Here is a 17965-nt window from a genome sequence, read left to right as displayed (position 1 = left end):
ACTAAAATCCTAATGGATTCTCTGAAACACTTCTTACAGCTTCTGCAAATGCATCACAAGCTGCTTTACAAGCTGATTGTGATCCTGTAAGTAATGCTCCTCCAAAGTTTGTTTCTGTTGGCGGTTCAAAGAATTCACATAACTCAACATCTGCTGCCTTAAGTGCTGCATCTAATGCATACATTGCTTCAAGAGGTGGAGCAACTAGATAAGCTAATGCTTCTCCTTCTCTTATGTTTGCAACCTTTGAAAGGTATGAACCTGTTCTAGATACACAGTGCGCATAGTACACTATTGAATCATCATCATTTGCACTTATAAAGCTTGGTCCAAATTCTATAAAATCAATAACTGCGTTAAGTCCACTTCTTACTTCTGCTGGACTTGGACCTGCAATTATACCAATTACTTCCCCTGCAAGTTTAGTTGAAGCATTTCCTGCTCCTGCATACATTGACTTTGCATATACAACATCAACTTCAGCAGCTTTTGTAGCTTCATCTAAAGCAGTGTATGTAACATCATCACAATCTGAAGTTATTAATCCAAGACTTTTATGATGTGATTCTAAATTAAGCTTTTTAGCCATTTCTGGACTAACATTTGATATTATTTTTGTACTTAATACATTTACTTTTATTGCATCATTCTTCAAAACTTTTTCCTCCTAAATATCTATTTAAGGTCGATTCCTGAAGCTTTCTTCTGTAGCATAGTTTTAATTAATTCTGCTATATGAGCTCCTGCCTCAACTGCTGTTGTTCCACCTTCGTGAATATTTGATATAACAGTTCTCTTTGCTTCTGGCATACCTATAGTTGGCTTATATGCTATATATGCTGACATTGATTTCGCAGTTACAAGTCCTGGTCTTTCACCTACTAATAAGCAAACAACATCTGCTCCAGTAGCTTCTCCAATTTGATCCATAGCTCCTACTCTACAATGTTTAACAAATATTATTTCCTTTGCTGGTTCAATTCCATACATCTTAAGCCCTTGTTTTATTGAAGGAATAATATCTTCTATATTTGCTTCTATAGCTGCTGAACTTAGTCCATCACCTACCATTATTACAACCTTTTGGTTAGTTCCAACCTTCTCTTTAACTAATTTTAGAGTTTCTTCTGAGAACTTTCTTCCAAGGTCAGGTCTAGTTAAATAAGTATCTTTATCTTCACATAAAGTCTCAAGTGAAAGCATATTATTCTTTTTTACAAAATCTTCTGCTACATATGAGAATACTGAATCTTGTGCTGCTGCATGGTCAGCTCTAACTCTTAAAGCAGTTATAGTTTTGTATCTACATCCAGTTCTTCCTGTTCCAAGTCTAGCTGGTGTTCTAGCTTTCATATCTAAATAAGCATCTCTATCCTTTGGGTTATTTACTAATAGCTGCTTCTTTAAATCTATTTCAGTAATGTCATCAAGGCATCCTTCTGTATCTATAACTGTCTTAGAAACTTTATTTATAGCTTCATTTATTATGTCAGTATTACCACTTCCAACCATCTGGCTTACTAATTGCTCAACCATTAATTTTAATTCTTTTTCATTCATGGCGTATGATCCTCCTATCCTAATAAAACTGATGCATCTCCAGCTTTATCTGTTAATTTACCATCTTTAATAAAGCCCATATTTTGCATCCATTCATCGAATTCTTTTATTGCTGTTAATCCAAACATTTCTCTAAGTGCTGCTGTTTCATGATATCCTGTTGTTTGGTAATTAAGCATTACATCATCACCATGAGGAATTCCCATGAAGTAAGTACATCCAGCTGCTGTAAGTAATACAGCTAAATTTTCTATATCATTTTGATCAGCTTTCATATGATTTGTATAACAAGCATCACATCCCATTGGTAATCCTGAAAGTTTACCCATGAAGTGATCTTCAAGGCCTGCTCTTATTACTTGCTTTCCATCATACAGATATTCAGGTCCTATAAATCCAACAACTGTATTAACTAGGAATGGCTCAAATTTCTTAGCAAATCCATAACATCTAGCTTCCATTGTAACTTGGTCTATTCCATGGTGAGCTTCTGATGAAAGTTCTGATCCTTGTCCAGTTTCAAAATACATTACATTTGGTCCTGAAGCTGTACCTTGTTTTAATGCTAATTGTCTAGCTTCTTCTATAGTAGCTGCATTAAATCCAAATGCCTCATTTCCCTTTTCTGAACCTGCTATTGATTGGAATATAAGGTCAGTTGGTGCTCCTTGTCTTATTGCTTCCATTTGTGTAGTTACATGAGCAAGTACACAGTTTTGAGTTGGAATATTAAATTTCTCCTTTATTTCTTGGAATCTATTTAATACTTTAACAACACTTTCAACAGAGTCATCAACTGGGTTTAGTCCTAAAACTGCATCTCCAATACCATAAGTTAATCCTTCTAATAAAGATGCAAGTATTCCATCTGGATCATCTGTTGGATGATTTGGTTGAAGTCTTGCAGATAATGTTCCCTTTTTACCTATTGTTGTATTACAGTGTGCTGTAACTTCAATCTTTTTAGCACCACAAACTAAATCCATATTTGACATAAGCTTAGTTACAGCTGCTACCATCTCTGAAGTTAATCCTCTTGAAATTCTTCTTATATCTAAAGAAGTAGTTTTATCATCTAAAATCCATTCTCTTAAATCTGAAACTGTCCATGACTTTATTTCTTCGTAAATTTTTTCATTTACTCCATCTTGGATTATTCTTGTAACCTCATCTATTTCATAAGGTACTGCTGGATTATTTCTTAAATCTTCTAAAGTTATACTAGCTAAAACAACTTTAGCTGCAACTCTTTCTTCTGATGATTCAGCTGATAAACCAGCTAACTTATCACCAGATTTTTCTTCATTAGCCTTTGCCATTACATCATATAAGTTCTTAAACTCATAAGTACGTCCAAATAATTTAGTTTTTAAAATCATCTGTTGTTCTCCTCTCATCCTAATTGAAAACCAAAGTTTTTATAACTACTGGTAATACCTTACCTTCAGCTATTGGCCCTCCAATATCTATATAGTCCCCATTGTCAACTTTAATGCTGTCAATGCAGATTACATCCTTTTTAAAATTTAATAATGAATAAATAGTTTGCCCAAGTACCTTTGCCATATCATTCTCAACAACTATTACAAGTGGCAACTCTCTCTCTACTAATTCTTCCATTCCTTCTATAAGTCCATTTGCATATTCTAAAACTTCTTTAAAAGAAGGACTCTTTTTTCCATCTACAGCTATTGCAACTCTTTGAATATCATTCTCTAATTTAAACCAATTAAGCTTTTCCTTTATTGCTTTCTTTATAGACTCTTGTCCATTTTCTTCATCTTCCTTTGAAAGCTTTAATATTGGTAAATTCTTTATTGGAAAATTATCTTCAGTAAAAGTAATAGTACTTCCACTTATTTCTGTTGTATGAGATCCTGCACCAACAACTGTAGCTCTTATTGTTTCTATAGCTTTTATTACCTTTAAATTGCTACATAACCTTGAAGTCTTAATTGCCTCTCCAAGTATTATTCCAATATCTCCAAATTTAAAATAGTCATCAATCTCTGATTCGTTATATATATAATCTGCAACTCCTCCTGAGAATGATATACATTCTATTTTTTCATTTAAAGCAATTGATTTATTTGTAACTATAAAGTCAAACAAATCTTCTTTTTCCCTAAGGCCTACACTTTCTTCTAAAAGTCTAACCATTATATCTACTACAGGCTTAATATTTTCTACTGTCCCTTTTGTTCCAATCTTTAATCCTAGATTATTATCTTTAATAATCTTTTCTATTTTAGGTGAAATATAAGTTATCTCTTTAGTTACTTTATCTAATTTTATAAGTCTTCCACCAATATCTAAGCATCCTGTTTCTTTAACTTCTCCTCTTGTGAATAGTGCAAGGTTGCTTGTTCCACCACCAATATCAATATTTACAACTGAAGTTGAATGTTCTTTTGAATATATATGAGCACCTGCACCTTTTCCTGCAATTATACTTTCAAGATCAGGTCCTGCTGTTGCAACAACAAAGTCACCAGCAAATCCACTTAATGTATGTAATACATCATTTGCATTTTCTTTTCTTGCTGTTTCTCCTGTTATTATTACTGCACCAGTTTGTATATCTTCTTTATTTACGCAAGCTTTTTTATATTCTTTTTCTACTATTTCCCTTATCTTTTCTCCGTTGATTTCATTATTAGATACTAATGGAGTAAAATAAACTTCACTTCTATATATAACTTCTTTATCAACTATTGAAATTCTTGGGACTGAAAAACTTGATGCTGTGTTTTCAACTATTAATTTTGAAAATATAAGCTGAGTTGTACTCGTACCTATATCTATTCCAACACTTAACATTTCCTCTCTCATATAATCACCTCCTATTTTTATGGAACTAAAAAGGCTTAAAGTTACAGTAAATAAATTGGAATATTTATAATTCCCATTTAATCTATCTATAACCTTAAGCCTCTTTGCTCAATTCAAACTACGTCTTCGTAATTCATAGTTATTCTTTATATTTAATTGTTTAAAAATTTTATTATTGTTTTTGTGCCATCATGTCCAGAATATAATTCTATCTGTCCTCCTAATACCTCTGTGATATAACTATTTATTATACCCATTCCAAGGCCTCCTAAGTTTACAGTGCTTAAATTAAATCCTACTCCGTCGTCTAAGATAGTTATTGTAATATTATTATCTTCTTTATCTAGAATTATTTTAATATTTCCATTATCTCTACCTTTAAATGCATGCTTATATGCATTTTGTATTATTTCATTTATGGCAAGTAATAGCGCCGTTGCCTTCTCTCCATAAATTTCAAAATCCTGTCCTTGTATCGAAATTTTAATTTTACTATTATATTCTATTGAATTTATATTATCTATAATTGAATTTATAGATTCTTTAATACTTACTTTATTATTTTTGCATCTTGATAATAAATCATGAGTTGTAGCAATTGTTAATATTCTACCTATGCTCTCATCTAGAGTCTCCTTTGATTCATCATAAATGCAATCTCTACTTTGTCTTCTAAGTAAAGCCACAGTTGTTTGAAGATTATTTTTTATTCTATGATGAGCTTCCCTAACTTCAACCTCTTTAAGTTCCATTTCTTTTTCTTTTCTTTTTATATATGTAATATCTTTTATTACACTAAGAACTTGAAATTCTCCCTCGTTATTTATAAAGGTTCTTGTTATTTTAAAGTAATAATCAGAAAATTTTATTTCTTCTATCACTTTATTTTTTTCTTTAAGCTCTTTAACTAATTCATCATATTTAATTTTACTTAATGATAAATTATCATAACTCATATTTTTTATATCTTCAAGATATCCTAATTTTTTATATATGTCACTAGCATTCTTATTGCTAATTATTAATTTGCCTGTATTATCAAATATTAATACAGCATCATCTAGGCTATCTGTTAAAATATCGTTATTCTTCATTAAATCAACAAGTTCTCCATTGGAACTCTTTATTCTGAAATCTTCTTTAACCTCTTCACTTATATCCTTCTCTGCAATTATTACACCTATAACTTTATTATCATTTATAATAGGCTGTATCTTTTGCTTTACGATTTTATTTTCTTGAGTTACTGCTGTTATATCTTTGCAAGGAACTCCAGTTTCTAAAGTTTTTAATACACCTGGCTCATTTTCTCTTAGTGCTTCTTTACCTGTTATATCCTCTACATACATGGATTCTACAGTGCTTGGTTTTGCATGAAATACTACAATTGCTTTATTTTTATCCATTGATAAAACATCTATAAACACATCTCCATCATAAAAGTCTGCCATAACACCTATTGTTTTGGATACCTCTATAATTTTTTCTATATCATTTGGCTTTAGATATGTGTTTTTTTTACATAGATCATAAATTGTATTACTAATCTTCATAGCCTAATATTATTACCTTAGCAATCTCTGCCATCGTAGTTCTTTTATCCATGCAAAGTTTTCTAATTCTTCTATAAGCCTCGTCTTCTGATATATTAAATTCCTTTATTAATATACCTTTTGCTCTTTCAACTATTTTTCTTTCATTTAATTTATTACTTACATTGTCTAAATCTTTTTTTAACTTTTCAAATTCTGAAACTTTAGATAAACACATTTCAATATTTCTTATAAAAGATTTCTCTTCTATAGGTTTAACTAAATATCCAAATGCTCCTACACTTTTAGCTTTTTCTAAATACTCATCACCCTCATGGGCAGTTAATAGTATTACTCCTCCAGCTAAATTGTCCTTAGTAATTATTTTACTTGTTCTTATTCCATCTAAATTTGGCATATCTATATCCATTATTACTAGATTAGGCTTGTACTTTTTACAAACTTCTATTGCATTAAATCCATCATTTGCTTCACCTACTACATTGTAGCCTTTAGATTCTAGGATGCTTCTTATATCCATCCTTGTAATAGGCTCATCGTCGACTATTACTATGTTTCTTTCCATTTAACCATTCACCTCAAATTAAAACGCTTTTAAATAATTACTTAATTCTTCTACTCCTACATCATCTAAAGTATCAACTTTAAAAATTCTTGAGACTCCAGCTTGCTTTATTCTATCTTCTGCAAGTTCTATTCTATCTTTAGAAACTTTATTTACCTTAGTTATAATTCCTATAACATCTTTGCAAAACATACTTGCAAAGCCAGGAGCAAAATATCCTTCATCTTCTGTAGAATCATATACAAGTGCTATAATGTCAGCATCTGCCGCTGTTACTATTAGCGCACTATATAAATTTCTATTTTCTAAATATTCACCTGGAGTATCAATTGAATTATCATATATTTCTACTGATTGAGTTTTTTTATATTTAATTTCTAATTCATTTAATTTTTGACAAAGAGTGGTCTTTCCACTTCCTGTTTTTCCTATAAATATAACTCTGCTCATATCTTAAGTCCTCGTTATCACAGTTGATGTAAATTGTAGTAAGTTTCCTAAAACATCTAAAACTTCGCTTAACGCAGATTCAACTGAACTTATATCTCCAGTAAAAACTACTGATCCACTGAATCTATCAATAAATCCTAAAGTTACTCCTGAAGCTTTAGTTGCAACATCAGCTGCTATTATTGATGCTTCACTTGGTGTTATTGTTAAAATACCAATTGCATCTTTATTATCTAAGACTAATCCAAGCTTTTTAAATATATCATCTGTTGGATTTGCTATTATATGAGCAAGAGTAACCTGCTTACCAGGAACATATTCCTGGACAACTCTTTGCTTTTCTTCATTCCCCATACTTATACCACCTTTTATCTTAGAAATTTAAATATATTTGAATAAATTTAAATTTCTATAAAACCTTTTCATCCATTGTTCAAAAAAAGCTCCTTAAAGATAAATCCTTCATTGGATAGAGTATCTTTTAAGAAGCCCCGTTGCTTTCAATTTAAATATCACACCTTTGTGATAATTAAATTATATTGCTTAAGTAAATAGTTGTCAATATTTTTTTATATTATTTAATTTTTTGTAAAATGTCTATTATTTCCACATCTTTTGGAGCTCTTGGATTAGTAATTGTACAAGCATCTTTAAGTGCAACTTCTGCTATTTCATTTTTCAGTCTTAGAACTTCATCACTCTTAACTCCGCATTCTGAAAGGGTTGTTGGCATATTCATAATTTTTTGCATTTTCTTTATTTCATTTACTAAGCTCTTAACATTTCCTCTTATATTAGAATTTGATATTCCTACAATTTTTGCTAAATTTGCATACTTATCTGCAGCAAGAGAATAATTTGTAGAAGTATATCCTAAAATATTAGCATTATATTCAATTACATGAGGTAATAAAATTGCATTTGTTCTTCCGTGTGGAATATGGAATTTACCTCCAAGGACATGTGCTATACTATGATTTATTCCTAAAGATGCTGCATTAAAAGCAAGTCCCGCAAGACATGATGCATTATGCATTTTTTCTCTAGCCTCTATATCATTTCCATCTTTATATGCTCTAATTAAATATTTAAATACTAAACTTACAGCCTTCTCTGCAAGTGCATCTGAAAAATCTGTTGCATTTTTTGATACATATGCTTCAATTGCATGAGTTAAAACATCCATTCCAGTATCTGCAGTTATAAAATCTGGTGCACTTTTAACTAATTCTGGATCTAATATTGCTGAGTTTGGTAATAGTTCATCTGAAACTAATGGATATTTTACTCCCTTTTCCTTATCTGTTATAACAGCAAAAGAAGTAACTTCAGAACCTGTCCCACTTGTTGTTGGTATTGCAATAAACTCTATTTCCTTAATATTTACTATCTTTTTTGAAAAATCCATTATAGCTTTTGCAGCATCAATTGCAGAACCTCCACCTAAAGCTACAATAGTATCTGGAGAAAACTTACCAATCTCTTCTATCCCACTTACAATAAGTTCTATTGGTGGGTCTGGTACTATATCACTAAAAATTTTATATTCTCTTCCTATTAAATTATCAGTAACCTTGTTAATTGTTCCAGACTTAACCATGAATGGATCTGTTACTACAAATACTTTCTTACCTTTTATATTTTGTAGATACTCTAAAGAACCCTCACCGAAATATATATTTGTTTTAATCCCAAAGTTTTTCATTTTACATCCTCCTATACTTTTCCATATAAAAAAACAAGGAGCCCCATAGATATCTATGGAGCTCCTTTGCTCTCTTATACACTTCATTGTGTATATAAAAAAATATACTCTGTTATGTAATCATTGTCAATCTATATGTTTACTTTTATATATTATATTATAGTAGATATTTTTTACTTACATAATTTCCAGGTAGTGACACTTGTTGTTTCTGTCACAGCAACTTATGACAGAAAATGAATGTTTATGGACATTTTATGACAGATAAAATACAAGAATAAATTTATCATTATTTTAATAAATCAATTATTTTCTTAACAAAAACTTATGTAAATGCTTGTTACATTGAAATATTTTATGTAAATGATATATGTAAACATGCACATTTGAAATTTTCTTAATTTCATTTATTAAAACTTTTGTGATATTCTTTATTTCGTGCTTGAGTGATTTTGAGCACTATATATTTTTTAATACGGAGGTTAAGTGATGAAAAAGCTTGATTGTAAACAATTAATTAAGAAACTAGTATTCTTCTTTCTTGGTGTATGGATAATTCAAATAGGTGTAGCAATATTTATAGGAACTAATATAGGTTCTGACCCATTTACAGTATTTACTCAGGGATTAGCTAAGGTTGTAGGTATAACCCCTGGAATAGGCAACATGGTTATTACATTTACTTTCTTGGTTATAATATTAATTTTTGCAAGACACTACATAAATATAGGTACAGTTCTTGCTATGATATCTGCAGGTCCATTTATTGATCTAATGATTAAAGTTTTTAGAGACATGCACTTTGAAGACCTAAATATCGTATTTAAAATGTTATTACTAGTTCTTAGCTGCGTAATAATCGCTATAGGTTTTTCATTACTTAAAGCTACTGAGCTTGGAGTTGCTCCAAATGATGTAATACCATTTTTACTATCAGATAAGACAAAACTTCAATATCGTGTAGTTCGTATAGCTATGGATATAACATTCTTTGTTGTTGGATACTTACTAGGAGGAGTAATTGGTATAGGTACTGTAATCGCTGCATTACTTCAAGGACCTTTAATACAATTCTTTATGCCTAGATTAGAAAAATTTGTACATAGAGTTATATATACTGACGATCAATTAGAAGCTATGGCTAACGAAATAGCAGAATAATTTAAGACAAGCTAAAGGGTGCTAATAAGCACCCTTTTTTATTTACCTAATTTTATCTAACAGCAAATTCTTTTTCTTCATCTCTTTCCTTACCGTTATTTTTTGCTTTTACTATAATTTTTCTTATCATATCAAATGGAATAATAGTTAACGCTATACCAGCTACTAATAACCATCCCTTTAGGCTTATTGGAGTACATTTAAAGAAATCTCCTCCAACATATGTTAATCCAATTTGGACTAACACTATTATTCCCATAACCTTTAAGAAACCTTTATTTTCATTAATATTTTCTAATATATTAACGCCTTCATTTCTAACATTAAATCCATTTGCTACAGCCATAAATACAAACATTGAGAAGAATCCTGTCATAAGTTCTGCTTCACTTCCAAAATAACTTAAGAAGAATGGTGTTTTTAAGAATATAAAGCTAATTAAAGTAACCCAGAATCCTGCAAATAAAACTTGAGTCATCATCTTTTTAGAAACAATACTTTGACTTCTTGATTTTGGTCTTTCTTCCATATACTCTTTAAGAGGTGGTTCTGCACCTAATGCTAAGGCTCCAAGACCATCCATTACAAGGTTTATCCATAAAATATGAGTAATCCCCAAAGGTTGTTCTATTCCTAAAAATGGTGCAATTGCACAGACAGCAACCGCTGCTACATTTATAGTTAATTGGAATTTTATAAATTTCAATATATTATTATATATTGTTCTACCATATAGTATCGCATTCTCTATTGATTTAAAGTTATCATCTAATATAACTATATCTCCAACTTCTTTTGCTACATCTGTACCAGATCCCATAGCAAATCCAACATCTGCCCTCTTAAGAGCCGGAGCATCATTTACTCCATCACCTGTCATTCCGCAAACTAAATCTAATTCTTGTGCCAATTTTACCATTCTAGATTTATCTGTTGGAAGAGCTCTTGAAATAACCTTCAAACGTGGAAGTATCTCTTTAACTTCTTCATCTGTCATACTATTTAATTCATCTGATGTTAAAGCTATATCATCACTACTATTTATTAAGCCACTATCTTTAGCTATTGCTACAGCAGTCTCTTTCCTATCTCCAGTAATCATAACTACTTGTATACCTGCATTTTGAACTTCTTTTATGGCTATCTTTGCTTCTGGTCTTACATCATCTCTTATCCCAACAAACCCTACAATCACCAAATCATTTGGAAGTTCATCAGACACTAATTCACTGTCGCTGCATGCAAAGGCAAGTACTCTCATTGCCTTTTCTGCTAATTGATCTATTTTTTTCTCTATCTTATCTCTATTTAGTTCTTGTATTTCTCCATTTCTATCAACATATCTATTAGCATTAGCCAATAATTTCTCTGGTGCTCCTTTATATACAGTTGTATGTTTTAATTGAGCTGCCGAATATTTATTTTTTGAATTAAATTGTTGAGTTTCTTCTACTACTATATTAGAATACTTATCCATTTCTTCTTTTGTTAAGAAGTTTAATAAAGCTTTATCTGTTGCATTACCACCAATAACACGATTATCTGCATCAAACATTGCTGTAGTATTCTTACCTATACATAGAGAAACTAGTTCTTTAATTGTTTTACTTTTATTATAACTATTCTCTAAGTTACCATCAAAAAATTCTACAACTTCAAGCTTTCCTTTTGTTATTGTACCTGTCTTATCACTAAATAATATATTTAGTGATCCTGCAGTTTCGATTCCAACTGGCTTTCTAACTAATACATTTCTTTGAAGCATTTTCGCTGTATTCCTCATAAGAACTATAGCAATCATAAGAGGTAATCCTTCTGGAACTGCCATTACTATTATTACAACAGCAAGCATTATAGTTTCAAGAAAATCTTTAAGTACAAATGCAAATCCAGTATCTAAATAAGCACTAATACCTCCGCTTATAAGTACCTTATGGAATACCAATGCTAAAGCAATAACAACAGCTCCAATATAACCAAACTTTGATATTTTGTCAGCTAAGCTTGTTAACTTAACCTTAAGTGGACTATCAACATCTTCTTCAGCCATATCCTCTGCCATAGAACCCATAACAGTATTCATTCCAACCTTTTTAACTTCCATTACTCCATATCCGTTAAATACAACAGCACCTCTAAATAAAGATGATTTATCTACAAAAATATCTCCTGTAACTGCAACCTCTCCATCATATATATAATCTTTAGATACAGCAATTTTTTCACACTCTTCCGCTTCTCCATTTAAAGCGGAATTATCAATTCTTAAATCACCACTTATTAAGATACCATCAGCTGGTATTTTATCACCAAACTCAAGAATCACTAAATCAGAAACTACTACATCATCAACTGGTATTTCTATAGCCTTACCATCCCTATAGACTTTACAAATATCTTTTTCAGCACTGCTTTTAAGCTTTCTATACTCATTATCAGATGCCATTTCTGTTTTAGCTGATATAAATGTTACTAAAAATACGGATATAACAATACCAACAAGCTCTCCCCATTCTGCATATCCCATAAAAGCCATTACTGCAAGTATTGCTGCAATTGCTAGTAAAAGTTTAATCATAGGATCTCCAAATGCCTCTTTGAATTTATGGAAAAACGTCTCTGGTTCAGCTTCTACGATTATATTGCGACCATATTTATCCCTACTTTTCTCTACCTCTTTTTTATTTAACCCACTATACAATTCTCTATACTCCTATCTTTTAATCTTATATAAAATACTATGTCAATCTTGTCAGATCAACATAGTATTTTCACTCAAAACCCTCATAATTATTATAATGTTATTGATATAATGCTAAAACTCCATTTAAATCTGCTATTTTTCCTTCTCCTATAGCTTTAAATTGCCATTCTCCAGCATCTCTATGAAGTTCTGCAAATATTATTGAAGTTGCTGTAGATCCATTTTCTTTTAAGTTAAATCTACAGATTTCTCTCTCTCCATTATTTACATCTAATAGCCTAACATATGAATTATTAATCATTCCAAATGTTTGTCTTTTTTCTCTAGCCTTATCTATAGTAACTACAAATACAATTTTTTGTATTTCTGGACTTATGGCGCCTAAATCAATAGATATTCTTTCATCATCTCCATCTCCAGCTCCAGTTCTATTATCTCCTCCTAATTGAATTCCTTGTCCTACTTTATTATTAAAGAATATTACATTAGATACAGTATTGAATTTATTGTTAGCATCAAGCATAAATGCCGCTATATCTAAATCAAAGTCTGTTCCTCCACTTGCTATATCCCATCCTGCTCCAAGTATTACTTTTTCAAGACCTGGATTTCTTTTTGTTAAATCTAAAACTGTATTCTTTTCTAAATTTAAAATATTTGCTGCTTGATTATTACTATTATTTAAAGGTGAATTACCACCTAAGTTACCTAAATTTATTCCCATCTATTCCACTCCTTAATAAATTATCTATATTCTCTTTCTAAATCTTCTATAGTTACCTGTAATAGATTTCCTAATGCTTTAAAGTTCCAATCTGATCCTTCTCTATATAACTCTGCGAATAATATTCCTGTATTATCTCCGCCATTCTCCATTAAGTTAAATCTACAAATTTCTTTTTCTCTGTTATCTGCATCTAATAATCTAACATAAGAATTTTGTACCATTCCAAAATTTTGTCTTCTTCTTTTTGCACCATATATAACTACTGAAAAAATAACCTTTGTACACTCTTGTGGAAGATCTGATAATGTAACTATTATTCTCTCATCATCACCATCACCTTCTCCAGTTAAGTTATCTCCTGTTAAATATATCCCTTGTGATTTCTTTGACCCAAAATATACTAATCCTTTTCTCTTGATTAGCTTACCATTTTCATCTAATAGTAGAGCTACTAAATCTAAATCTATATCTGCTCCTCTTCTACTAACATCCCATCCGGCACCAACTATCACATTATTAAGGGATGGATTTCTTTTTGTTAAATCAAGAATGTCATTCTTTTGAAGATTTAATATACCTTGTCCCATATTTTGAGTATTTACATTTTGAGTGTTTGTATTTTCGATAGGCTTATTTTCTATTTCATTTAATTTTTTCTTAAAAAGTCCAAACATATCTCACATTCTCCAATCTTATATTACATATATAAATTTAATATACCATTTAAGTCTGCTATTTTACCTTCTCCTATAGCTTTAAAATTCCATTCCCCATTATTTCTGTAAAGTTCTGCAAATATTACTGAAGTTGCAGTTGAACTATTTTCTTTTAGATTAAATCTACAGATTTCTCTTTCACCATTTTTTGCATCTAATAATCTTACAAAAGAATTCTCAACCATTCCAAAAGTTTGTCTCTTGCTCATAGCTTCAAATATACTTACTACGAAAACTATTTTTTGAACTGCTGGACTTATTTGTGATAAATCAATCTGAATTCTTTCATCATCCCCATCTCCAGCTCCTGTTCTATTATCTCCTTCTAAAAGGATACCTTGTCCTTGCATATTATTAAAGAAAATAACATTTTGTTGTACATCAGTTACTTTTCCATTTGCATTTAATAAAAATGCTGATATATCCAAATCAAAACTATTACCCGTTTCTGCTACATCCCATCCAGCACCTAGTATTACTTGTTCAAGTCCTGGTTCTTTTTTAGTTAAATTTAAAACGTCATTTTTCTTTAAATTTAATGCTCCTGCTGAATTTTGATTATTTGTCATTCCCGGATTAAAATTTCCACCTAAGTTTATAGCCATAATATCCCTCCCAAATTAGATACATAATATAAAATTTATTATTAACTACTAGTTTTATCATACATAATAACTATATTTAATAACTAATTTCATTTTAACATATAGTATCTCCATGTCAATATATTGCAATTTATAACATTTTTTATATATTAATAAATAAATATACATTATTGTAATAATTATTCGGAAAAGAGGCTAGTAAGGTTAAAAATATATAGTGATTCTATCTACTTAATAAAACAAATCCTATATCTTATAATTTAAGATATAGGATTTGTTTTATTTTCTTACTATTTTTAATCTGTTGATAACTTTTGGTTTTCGAGGACTTTTTTCATAAAATATTCATCACTTTTTACTATTTTGAAAACTCCTCCAAAATAAATTTTTATTCTATATTTTCTATTATCTTAGCTACCCATTTACACAAATTAACTGAAGCTTTTTCAGCTGTTTCTACAACTCTTTTGTGTGAATGTTTTTGTTTTTGTATTCCTGTCGCCATGTTTGTAATGCATGCTATTCCAAGCACATCTATCCCTAAATAATTAGCGGCTATTGTTTCTGGAACAGTTGACATCCCAACAGCATCGGCCCCTTGTCCACCTATAGCTACTATTTCTGCAGCAGTTTCATAATAAGGACCCATAAACCCAGCATAAATCCCCTCTTTATAGTCAATACCAATTTCATCAGCTAATGATTTTGCTTTGTTTATCAATTCTAGTTTATAAGGTTCAGACATATCAGGAAATCTTACGCCAAATCTTTTATCATTAACTCCAATTAATGGATTATCACCAAATAGATTTATAAAATCCTTTATAAGCATTAATGTGCCAGGATTAAAATCAGTATTTATTCCTCCGCAAGCATTAGTTACTATAAGTTTTTTTATATTTAATTGTTGCATTACATATACTGGATAAGTAACCTCTTTCATTGTATATCCTTCATAATAATGAAATCTTCCTTGCATTGCTAATACATCTATTCCTTTTATCTTTCCAAATACCAATCTCCCCTCATGACCTTCCACTGTTGATTGAGGGAAATTTGGAATATCTTTATAATTTATATATTCTTTATCCTCTAATACATCAACTAAGTTACCTAATCCTGAACCAAGAATAACTGCAACTTTTGGTTTGAATTTAGTAACTTTATCTCTTATATATTCTGCAGATTCTACAACTTTATCATACTTATTGTTCATTTTAGTACCTCCTTTAACTTTTAAACTTAATTTACCATAAAATTGTTGAAAGTAATTATGACATATGTCACAATAATAAGAAAAAATTATCTTTTAAATCTTATAAGGGGGTAAATAAATAAAATTATGAAAAAAATATATAACTCTCAAACTGTAAGCAAATACATAGAAGAGTTCAATATCAATGAGCTTTTTAGTAAAGATATACAGCCTTATGTAGAACTGTTCTTATTTAAGAAAGGTGAGCATATTTGTAAAGAAGGTGAGAGTATAAACTATCTTTTTTTCTTGGTAGAAGGAAAAGGGAAAGTTTATTCATCATTAAGTAATGGTAAAACTATGTTACTATGCTTTTACAATTCAGGAAAAATAATTGGTGATGTTGAATTTATGAAATTAGAACCAGCTAATTCAAATATTCAGGTTATAGAAGATAGTTACTGCATAGCACTTTCTCTGCAAAAAGTTAGAGAATATTTACTAGATGATGCTAAATTTCTACGTTTTATGTGTGAGTCTTTAAGCCAAAAATTAAATAGATTATCTAAAAATAGTTCCATTAACTTGCTTTATCCCTTGGAAAATAGATTAGCTAGCTACATTTTAGCCACAGGAACAAGTGTTGATGTTAATGGGATAAAGGTACCAATATTTGATGAAAACTTGACTGAAATAGCAAAGTTACTAGGTACAAGTTATAGGCATCTTTTAAGGACATTAAAAACACTTTGCAAAAACGGTGTTATTAAAAAGAAAGACTCTTACTTTGAAGTTGTAAATCATAATATGTTAATAACCCTTGCAGCAGACTTATATAAGTAAATCAATCTAGAATATAATATTCATAATTATAGATACAAAAAAGAGTAAGGTATATATTATATAACTTACCTTACTCTTAAAATTTATATATATCCTATAATTTAGGTCTCTTTTATATAAATTATAGTTTTATAGTCTTTTTCATATCTTCTTTAATGCTTTCAAGTTTTACAACATTTTGACCTCTTTGTTGCTTATTCGCTTCTTGAATTGCTCTTGTTTCTTCAATACCTTTCATAATAGTATTATAAGATTTTTCAAGAGTTTCTATGCTAATTGAGCTTGTAGATGCCATCCTTGCAATATTAGCTGACTGAGTAGCTGTATTTGCAGCATTTCTTTGTATAAGCTCATTTGTTTTATCATCTAATTGTTTAATTGACTTAGCTTGTATTTCTTGTCTCTTTAATATTATGGCTTGAGCTAAGCATTGCTTAAAGATTGGCAATGTTATTATAAATGATGAATTTATTTTTCTCATTAAATTAAAGTTTGACATTTGAATATTTTGAATCATAGGTACAGCCTGTATTGCAACATTTTCAGCTATTCTTAAATCATACACACGTTGATCTAACATCTCTTTTGCTGTCTCAAGCTTCTGTACCATCATTTGTTTTTCTTCTTGGTTTATTTGATTATTATATTCATATTGATTTATATATAAATTAATTTCTTCTATTGCCATTTCACCAGCAACTATATACTTTTCTAGTAATTGATAAAACTCTATGTTTCCATCATATAATCTTTTAAGCTTATTATTTGACTCTCTTATTTCAGATTCATATCTCTTTAATAACACATATACTTTTTCAACTTCCAACCCCATAGTATCATATTTTTGGAAAAGTTTAGCTACGCTTGTCTGAGCAGCTTTAAATATCTTTCCAATAAAAGATGGTTCCTTTATATCTTCAAGTTCTTTCACATCGAACTTGTCCATTATTTTTGTTAAATGAACTAGCATTTCACTAACTTCTTCTGATTTAACTTCTTTCATAGAACTTAAAAGCTCATCTGAAACTTTTGATATGTTTGAACTAGCTTGTTGACCAAATTGAATTATTGAATTAGGATTAGCTATTTCAACTTCACTTGTTAAAGCTTGAACTTCTGGTAATTGTCTCAATCTATTCTTATATGCTTCTGCATTTTCCATAATATTAGTTTCTTGAGTTGTTTGCTGATGACCATATCCATTCATCATACCTTGATTACCCATCATATTTTGATTACTCATCATGTTTTGATTGCCCATCATGTTTTGGTTATTCATCATATTCTGATTACTCGTCATATTTTGGTTATTCACCATATTCTGATTACCCATCATATTTTGATTGCCC

At 30.0% G+C, this 17965-nt stretch carries 17 protein-coding genes; 2 read left to right on the top strand and 15 right to left on the bottom strand.

Annotation, left to right across the window (positions count from 1 at the left end; all coding sequences use genetic code 11):
• Window position 1 precedes the first annotated feature (1 nt).
• The 9 genes from eutL to ACQPUW_RS04410 all read right to left on the bottom strand — a co-directional run bounded on the left by eutL (window position 2) and on the right by ACQPUW_RS04410 (window position 8665).
• Window positions 2-655, bottom strand: coding sequence for an ethanolamine utilization microcompartment protein EutL (gene eutL / locus ACQPUW_RS04450; RefSeq protein ID WP_221858812.1), 654 nt, complete (start codon window positions 653-655; stop codon window positions 2-4).
• A 20-nt stretch (window positions 656-675) separates the two neighbouring features.
• The gene (gene eutC, locus ACQPUW_RS04445) at window positions 676-1560 is read right to left on the bottom strand and encodes an ethanolamine ammonia-lyase subunit EutC (RefSeq protein WP_430836294.1); all 885 of its coding nucleotides are present in this window, start codon (window positions 1558-1560) and stop codon (window positions 676-678) included.
• Between the two features lie 14 nt (window positions 1561-1574).
• Complete coding sequence (locus tag ACQPUW_RS04440; RefSeq protein ID WP_430834485.1) at window positions 1575-2939, bottom strand: ethanolamine ammonia-lyase subunit EutB; 1365 nt, start codon at window positions 2937-2939, stop codon at window positions 1575-1577.
• Window positions 2940-2958: 19 nt separating this feature from the next.
• Window positions 2959-4392 carry an ethanolamine ammonia-lyase reactivating factor EutA gene (gene eutA, locus ACQPUW_RS04435; protein ID WP_430836293.1) on the bottom strand — a complete coding sequence of 478 codons (1434 nt, stop codon included), beginning with the start codon at window positions 4390-4392 and terminating at the stop codon, window positions 2959-2961.
• Between the two features lie 152 nt (window positions 4393-4544).
• Window positions 4545-5945, bottom strand: coding sequence for a histidine kinase N-terminal domain-containing protein (locus ACQPUW_RS04430; RefSeq protein WP_430836292.1), 1401 nt, complete (start codon window positions 5943-5945; stop codon window positions 4545-4547).
• Complete coding sequence (locus tag ACQPUW_RS04425; RefSeq protein WP_430836291.1) at window positions 5935-6510, bottom strand: ANTAR domain-containing response regulator; 576 nt, start codon at window positions 6508-6510, stop codon at window positions 5935-5937. The genes ACQPUW_RS04430 and ACQPUW_RS04425 overlap by 11 nt, the downstream gene beginning before the upstream one ends.
• An 18-nt stretch (window positions 6511-6528) precedes the next feature.
• Entirely contained in the window at window positions 6529-6960 is a 432-nt protein-coding gene (locus tag ACQPUW_RS04420; RefSeq protein ID WP_430836290.1) for a EutP/PduV family microcompartment system protein, read from the bottom strand.
• A gap of 3 nt (window positions 6961-6963) precedes the next feature.
• Window positions 6964-7314, bottom strand: coding sequence for a BMC domain-containing protein (locus ACQPUW_RS04415; protein ID WP_430836289.1), 351 nt, complete (start codon window positions 7312-7314; stop codon window positions 6964-6966).
• A gap of 220 nt (window positions 7315-7534) precedes the next feature.
• On the bottom strand, window positions 7535-8665 hold the full coding sequence (locus tag ACQPUW_RS04410) for a 1-propanol dehydrogenase PduQ (RefSeq protein ID WP_430836288.1): 1131 nt from the start codon (window positions 8663-8665) through the stop codon (window positions 7535-7537).
• A gap of 489 nt (window positions 8666-9154) precedes the next feature.
• Here ACQPUW_RS04410 and ACQPUW_RS04405 point away from each other — a divergent pair, with 489 nt between their 5' ends.
• Window positions 9155-9826: a YczE/YyaS/YitT family protein gene (locus ACQPUW_RS04405; protein WP_430836287.1), complete on the top strand. Its 672-nt coding sequence runs from the start codon at window positions 9155-9157 to the stop codon at window positions 9824-9826.
• Window positions 9827-9878: 52 nt separating this feature from the next.
• Here ACQPUW_RS04405 and ACQPUW_RS04400 read toward each other — a convergent pair whose 3' ends face one another.
• The 5 genes from ACQPUW_RS04400 to ACQPUW_RS04380 all read right to left on the bottom strand — a co-directional run bounded on the left by ACQPUW_RS04400 (window position 9879) and on the right by ACQPUW_RS04380 (window position 15794).
• The gene (locus ACQPUW_RS04400; RefSeq protein WP_430836286.1) at window positions 9879-12527 is read right to left on the bottom strand and encodes a calcium-translocating P-type ATPase, PMCA-type; all 2649 of its coding nucleotides are present in this window, start codon (window positions 12525-12527) and stop codon (window positions 9879-9881) included.
• Between the two features lie 100 nt (window positions 12528-12627).
• The gene (locus tag ACQPUW_RS04395; protein WP_430836285.1) at window positions 12628-13254 is read right to left on the bottom strand and encodes a TerD family protein; all 627 of its coding nucleotides are present in this window, start codon (window positions 13252-13254) and stop codon (window positions 12628-12630) included.
• 20 nt (window positions 13255-13274) lie between these two features.
• On the bottom strand, window positions 13275-13931 hold the full coding sequence (locus tag ACQPUW_RS04390) for a TerD family protein (protein ID WP_430836284.1): 657 nt from the start codon (window positions 13929-13931) through the stop codon (window positions 13275-13277).
• A 23-nt stretch (window positions 13932-13954) separates the two neighbouring features.
• Entirely contained in the window at window positions 13955-14578 is a 624-nt protein-coding gene (locus ACQPUW_RS04385; RefSeq protein ID WP_430836283.1) for a TerD family protein, read from the bottom strand.
• A 388-nt stretch (window positions 14579-14966) separates the two neighbouring features.
• On the bottom strand, window positions 14967-15794 hold the full coding sequence (locus ACQPUW_RS04380) for a purine-nucleoside phosphorylase (protein WP_430836282.1): 828 nt from the start codon (window positions 15792-15794) through the stop codon (window positions 14967-14969).
• A gap of 126 nt (window positions 15795-15920) precedes the next feature.
• Here ACQPUW_RS04380 and yeiL point away from each other — a divergent pair, with 126 nt between their 5' ends.
• Complete coding sequence (yeiL, locus tag ACQPUW_RS04375) at window positions 15921-16616, top strand: transcriptional regulator YeiL (RefSeq protein WP_430836281.1); 696 nt, start codon at window positions 15921-15923, stop codon at window positions 16614-16616.
• Between the two features lie 121 nt (window positions 16617-16737).
• On the opposite strand, the gene ACQPUW_RS04370 is transcribed toward yeiL, so the two are convergent.
• Window positions 16738-17965 (bottom strand): toxic anion resistance protein (locus ACQPUW_RS04370; protein ID WP_430836280.1); only part of this gene is annotated, 1228 nt, incomplete at its 5' end.

Origin of the sequence: Clostridium sardiniense (assembly GCF_050584765.1) — a bacterium.
GTDB classification, from domain to species: domain Bacteria; phylum Bacillota; class Clostridia; order Clostridiales; family Clostridiaceae; genus Clostridium; species Clostridium sardiniense_A.
The sequence above is the reverse complement of the archived record's forward strand: the minus strand, read 5'-3'. Positions and strand labels throughout refer to the sequence as shown.

Coding starts and splice junctions, on each gene's coding strand:
- ACQPUW_RS04385 (WP_430836283.1), bottom strand. CDS start 14,578: ATGGCTATAAACTTAGGTGGAAATTTTAATCCGGGAATGACAAATAAT.
- ACQPUW_RS04440 (WP_430834485.1), bottom strand. CDS start 2,939: ATGATTTTAAAAACTAAATTATTTGGACGTACTTATGAGTTTAAGAAC.
- ACQPUW_RS04395 (WP_430836285.1), bottom strand. CDS start 13,254: ATGGGAATAAATTTAGGTAACTTAGGTGGTAATTCACCTTTAAATAAT.
- ACQPUW_RS04430 (WP_430836292.1), bottom strand. CDS start 5,945: ATGAAGATTAGTAATACAATTTATGATCTATGTAAAAAAAACACATAT.
- ACQPUW_RS04425 (WP_430836291.1), bottom strand. CDS start 6,510: ATGGAAAGAAACATAGTAATAGTCGACGATGAGCCTATTACAAGGATG.
- ACQPUW_RS04415 (WP_430836289.1), bottom strand. CDS start 7,314: ATGGGGAATGAAGAAAAGCAAAGAGTTGTCCAGGAATATGTTCCTGGT.
- ACQPUW_RS04380 (WP_430836282.1), bottom strand. CDS start 15,794: ATGAACAATAAGTATGATAAAGTTGTAGAATCTGCAGAATATATAAGA.
- ACQPUW_RS04390 (WP_430836284.1), bottom strand. CDS start 13,931: ATGTTTGGACTTTTTAAGAAAAAATTAAATGAAATAGAAAATAAGCCT.
- ACQPUW_RS04405 (WP_430836287.1), top strand. CDS start 9,155: ATGAAAAAGCTTGATTGTAAACAATTAATTAAGAAACTAGTATTCTTC.
- eutC (WP_430836294.1), bottom strand. CDS start 1,560: ATGAATGAAAAAGAATTAAAATTAATGGTTGAGCAATTAGTAAGCCAG.
- ACQPUW_RS04420 (WP_430836290.1), bottom strand. CDS start 6,960: ATGAGCAGAGTTATATTTATAGGAAAAACAGGAAGTGGAAAGACCACT.
- eutA (WP_430836293.1), bottom strand. CDS start 4,392: ATGAGAGAGGAAATGTTAAGTGTTGGAATAGATATAGGTACGAGTACA.
- yeiL (WP_430836281.1), top strand. CDS start 15,921: ATGAAAAAAATATATAACTCTCAAACTGTAAGCAAATACATAGAAGAG.
- ACQPUW_RS04410 (WP_430836288.1), bottom strand. CDS start 8,665: ATGAAAAACTTTGGGATTAAAACAAATATATATTTCGGTGAGGGTTCT.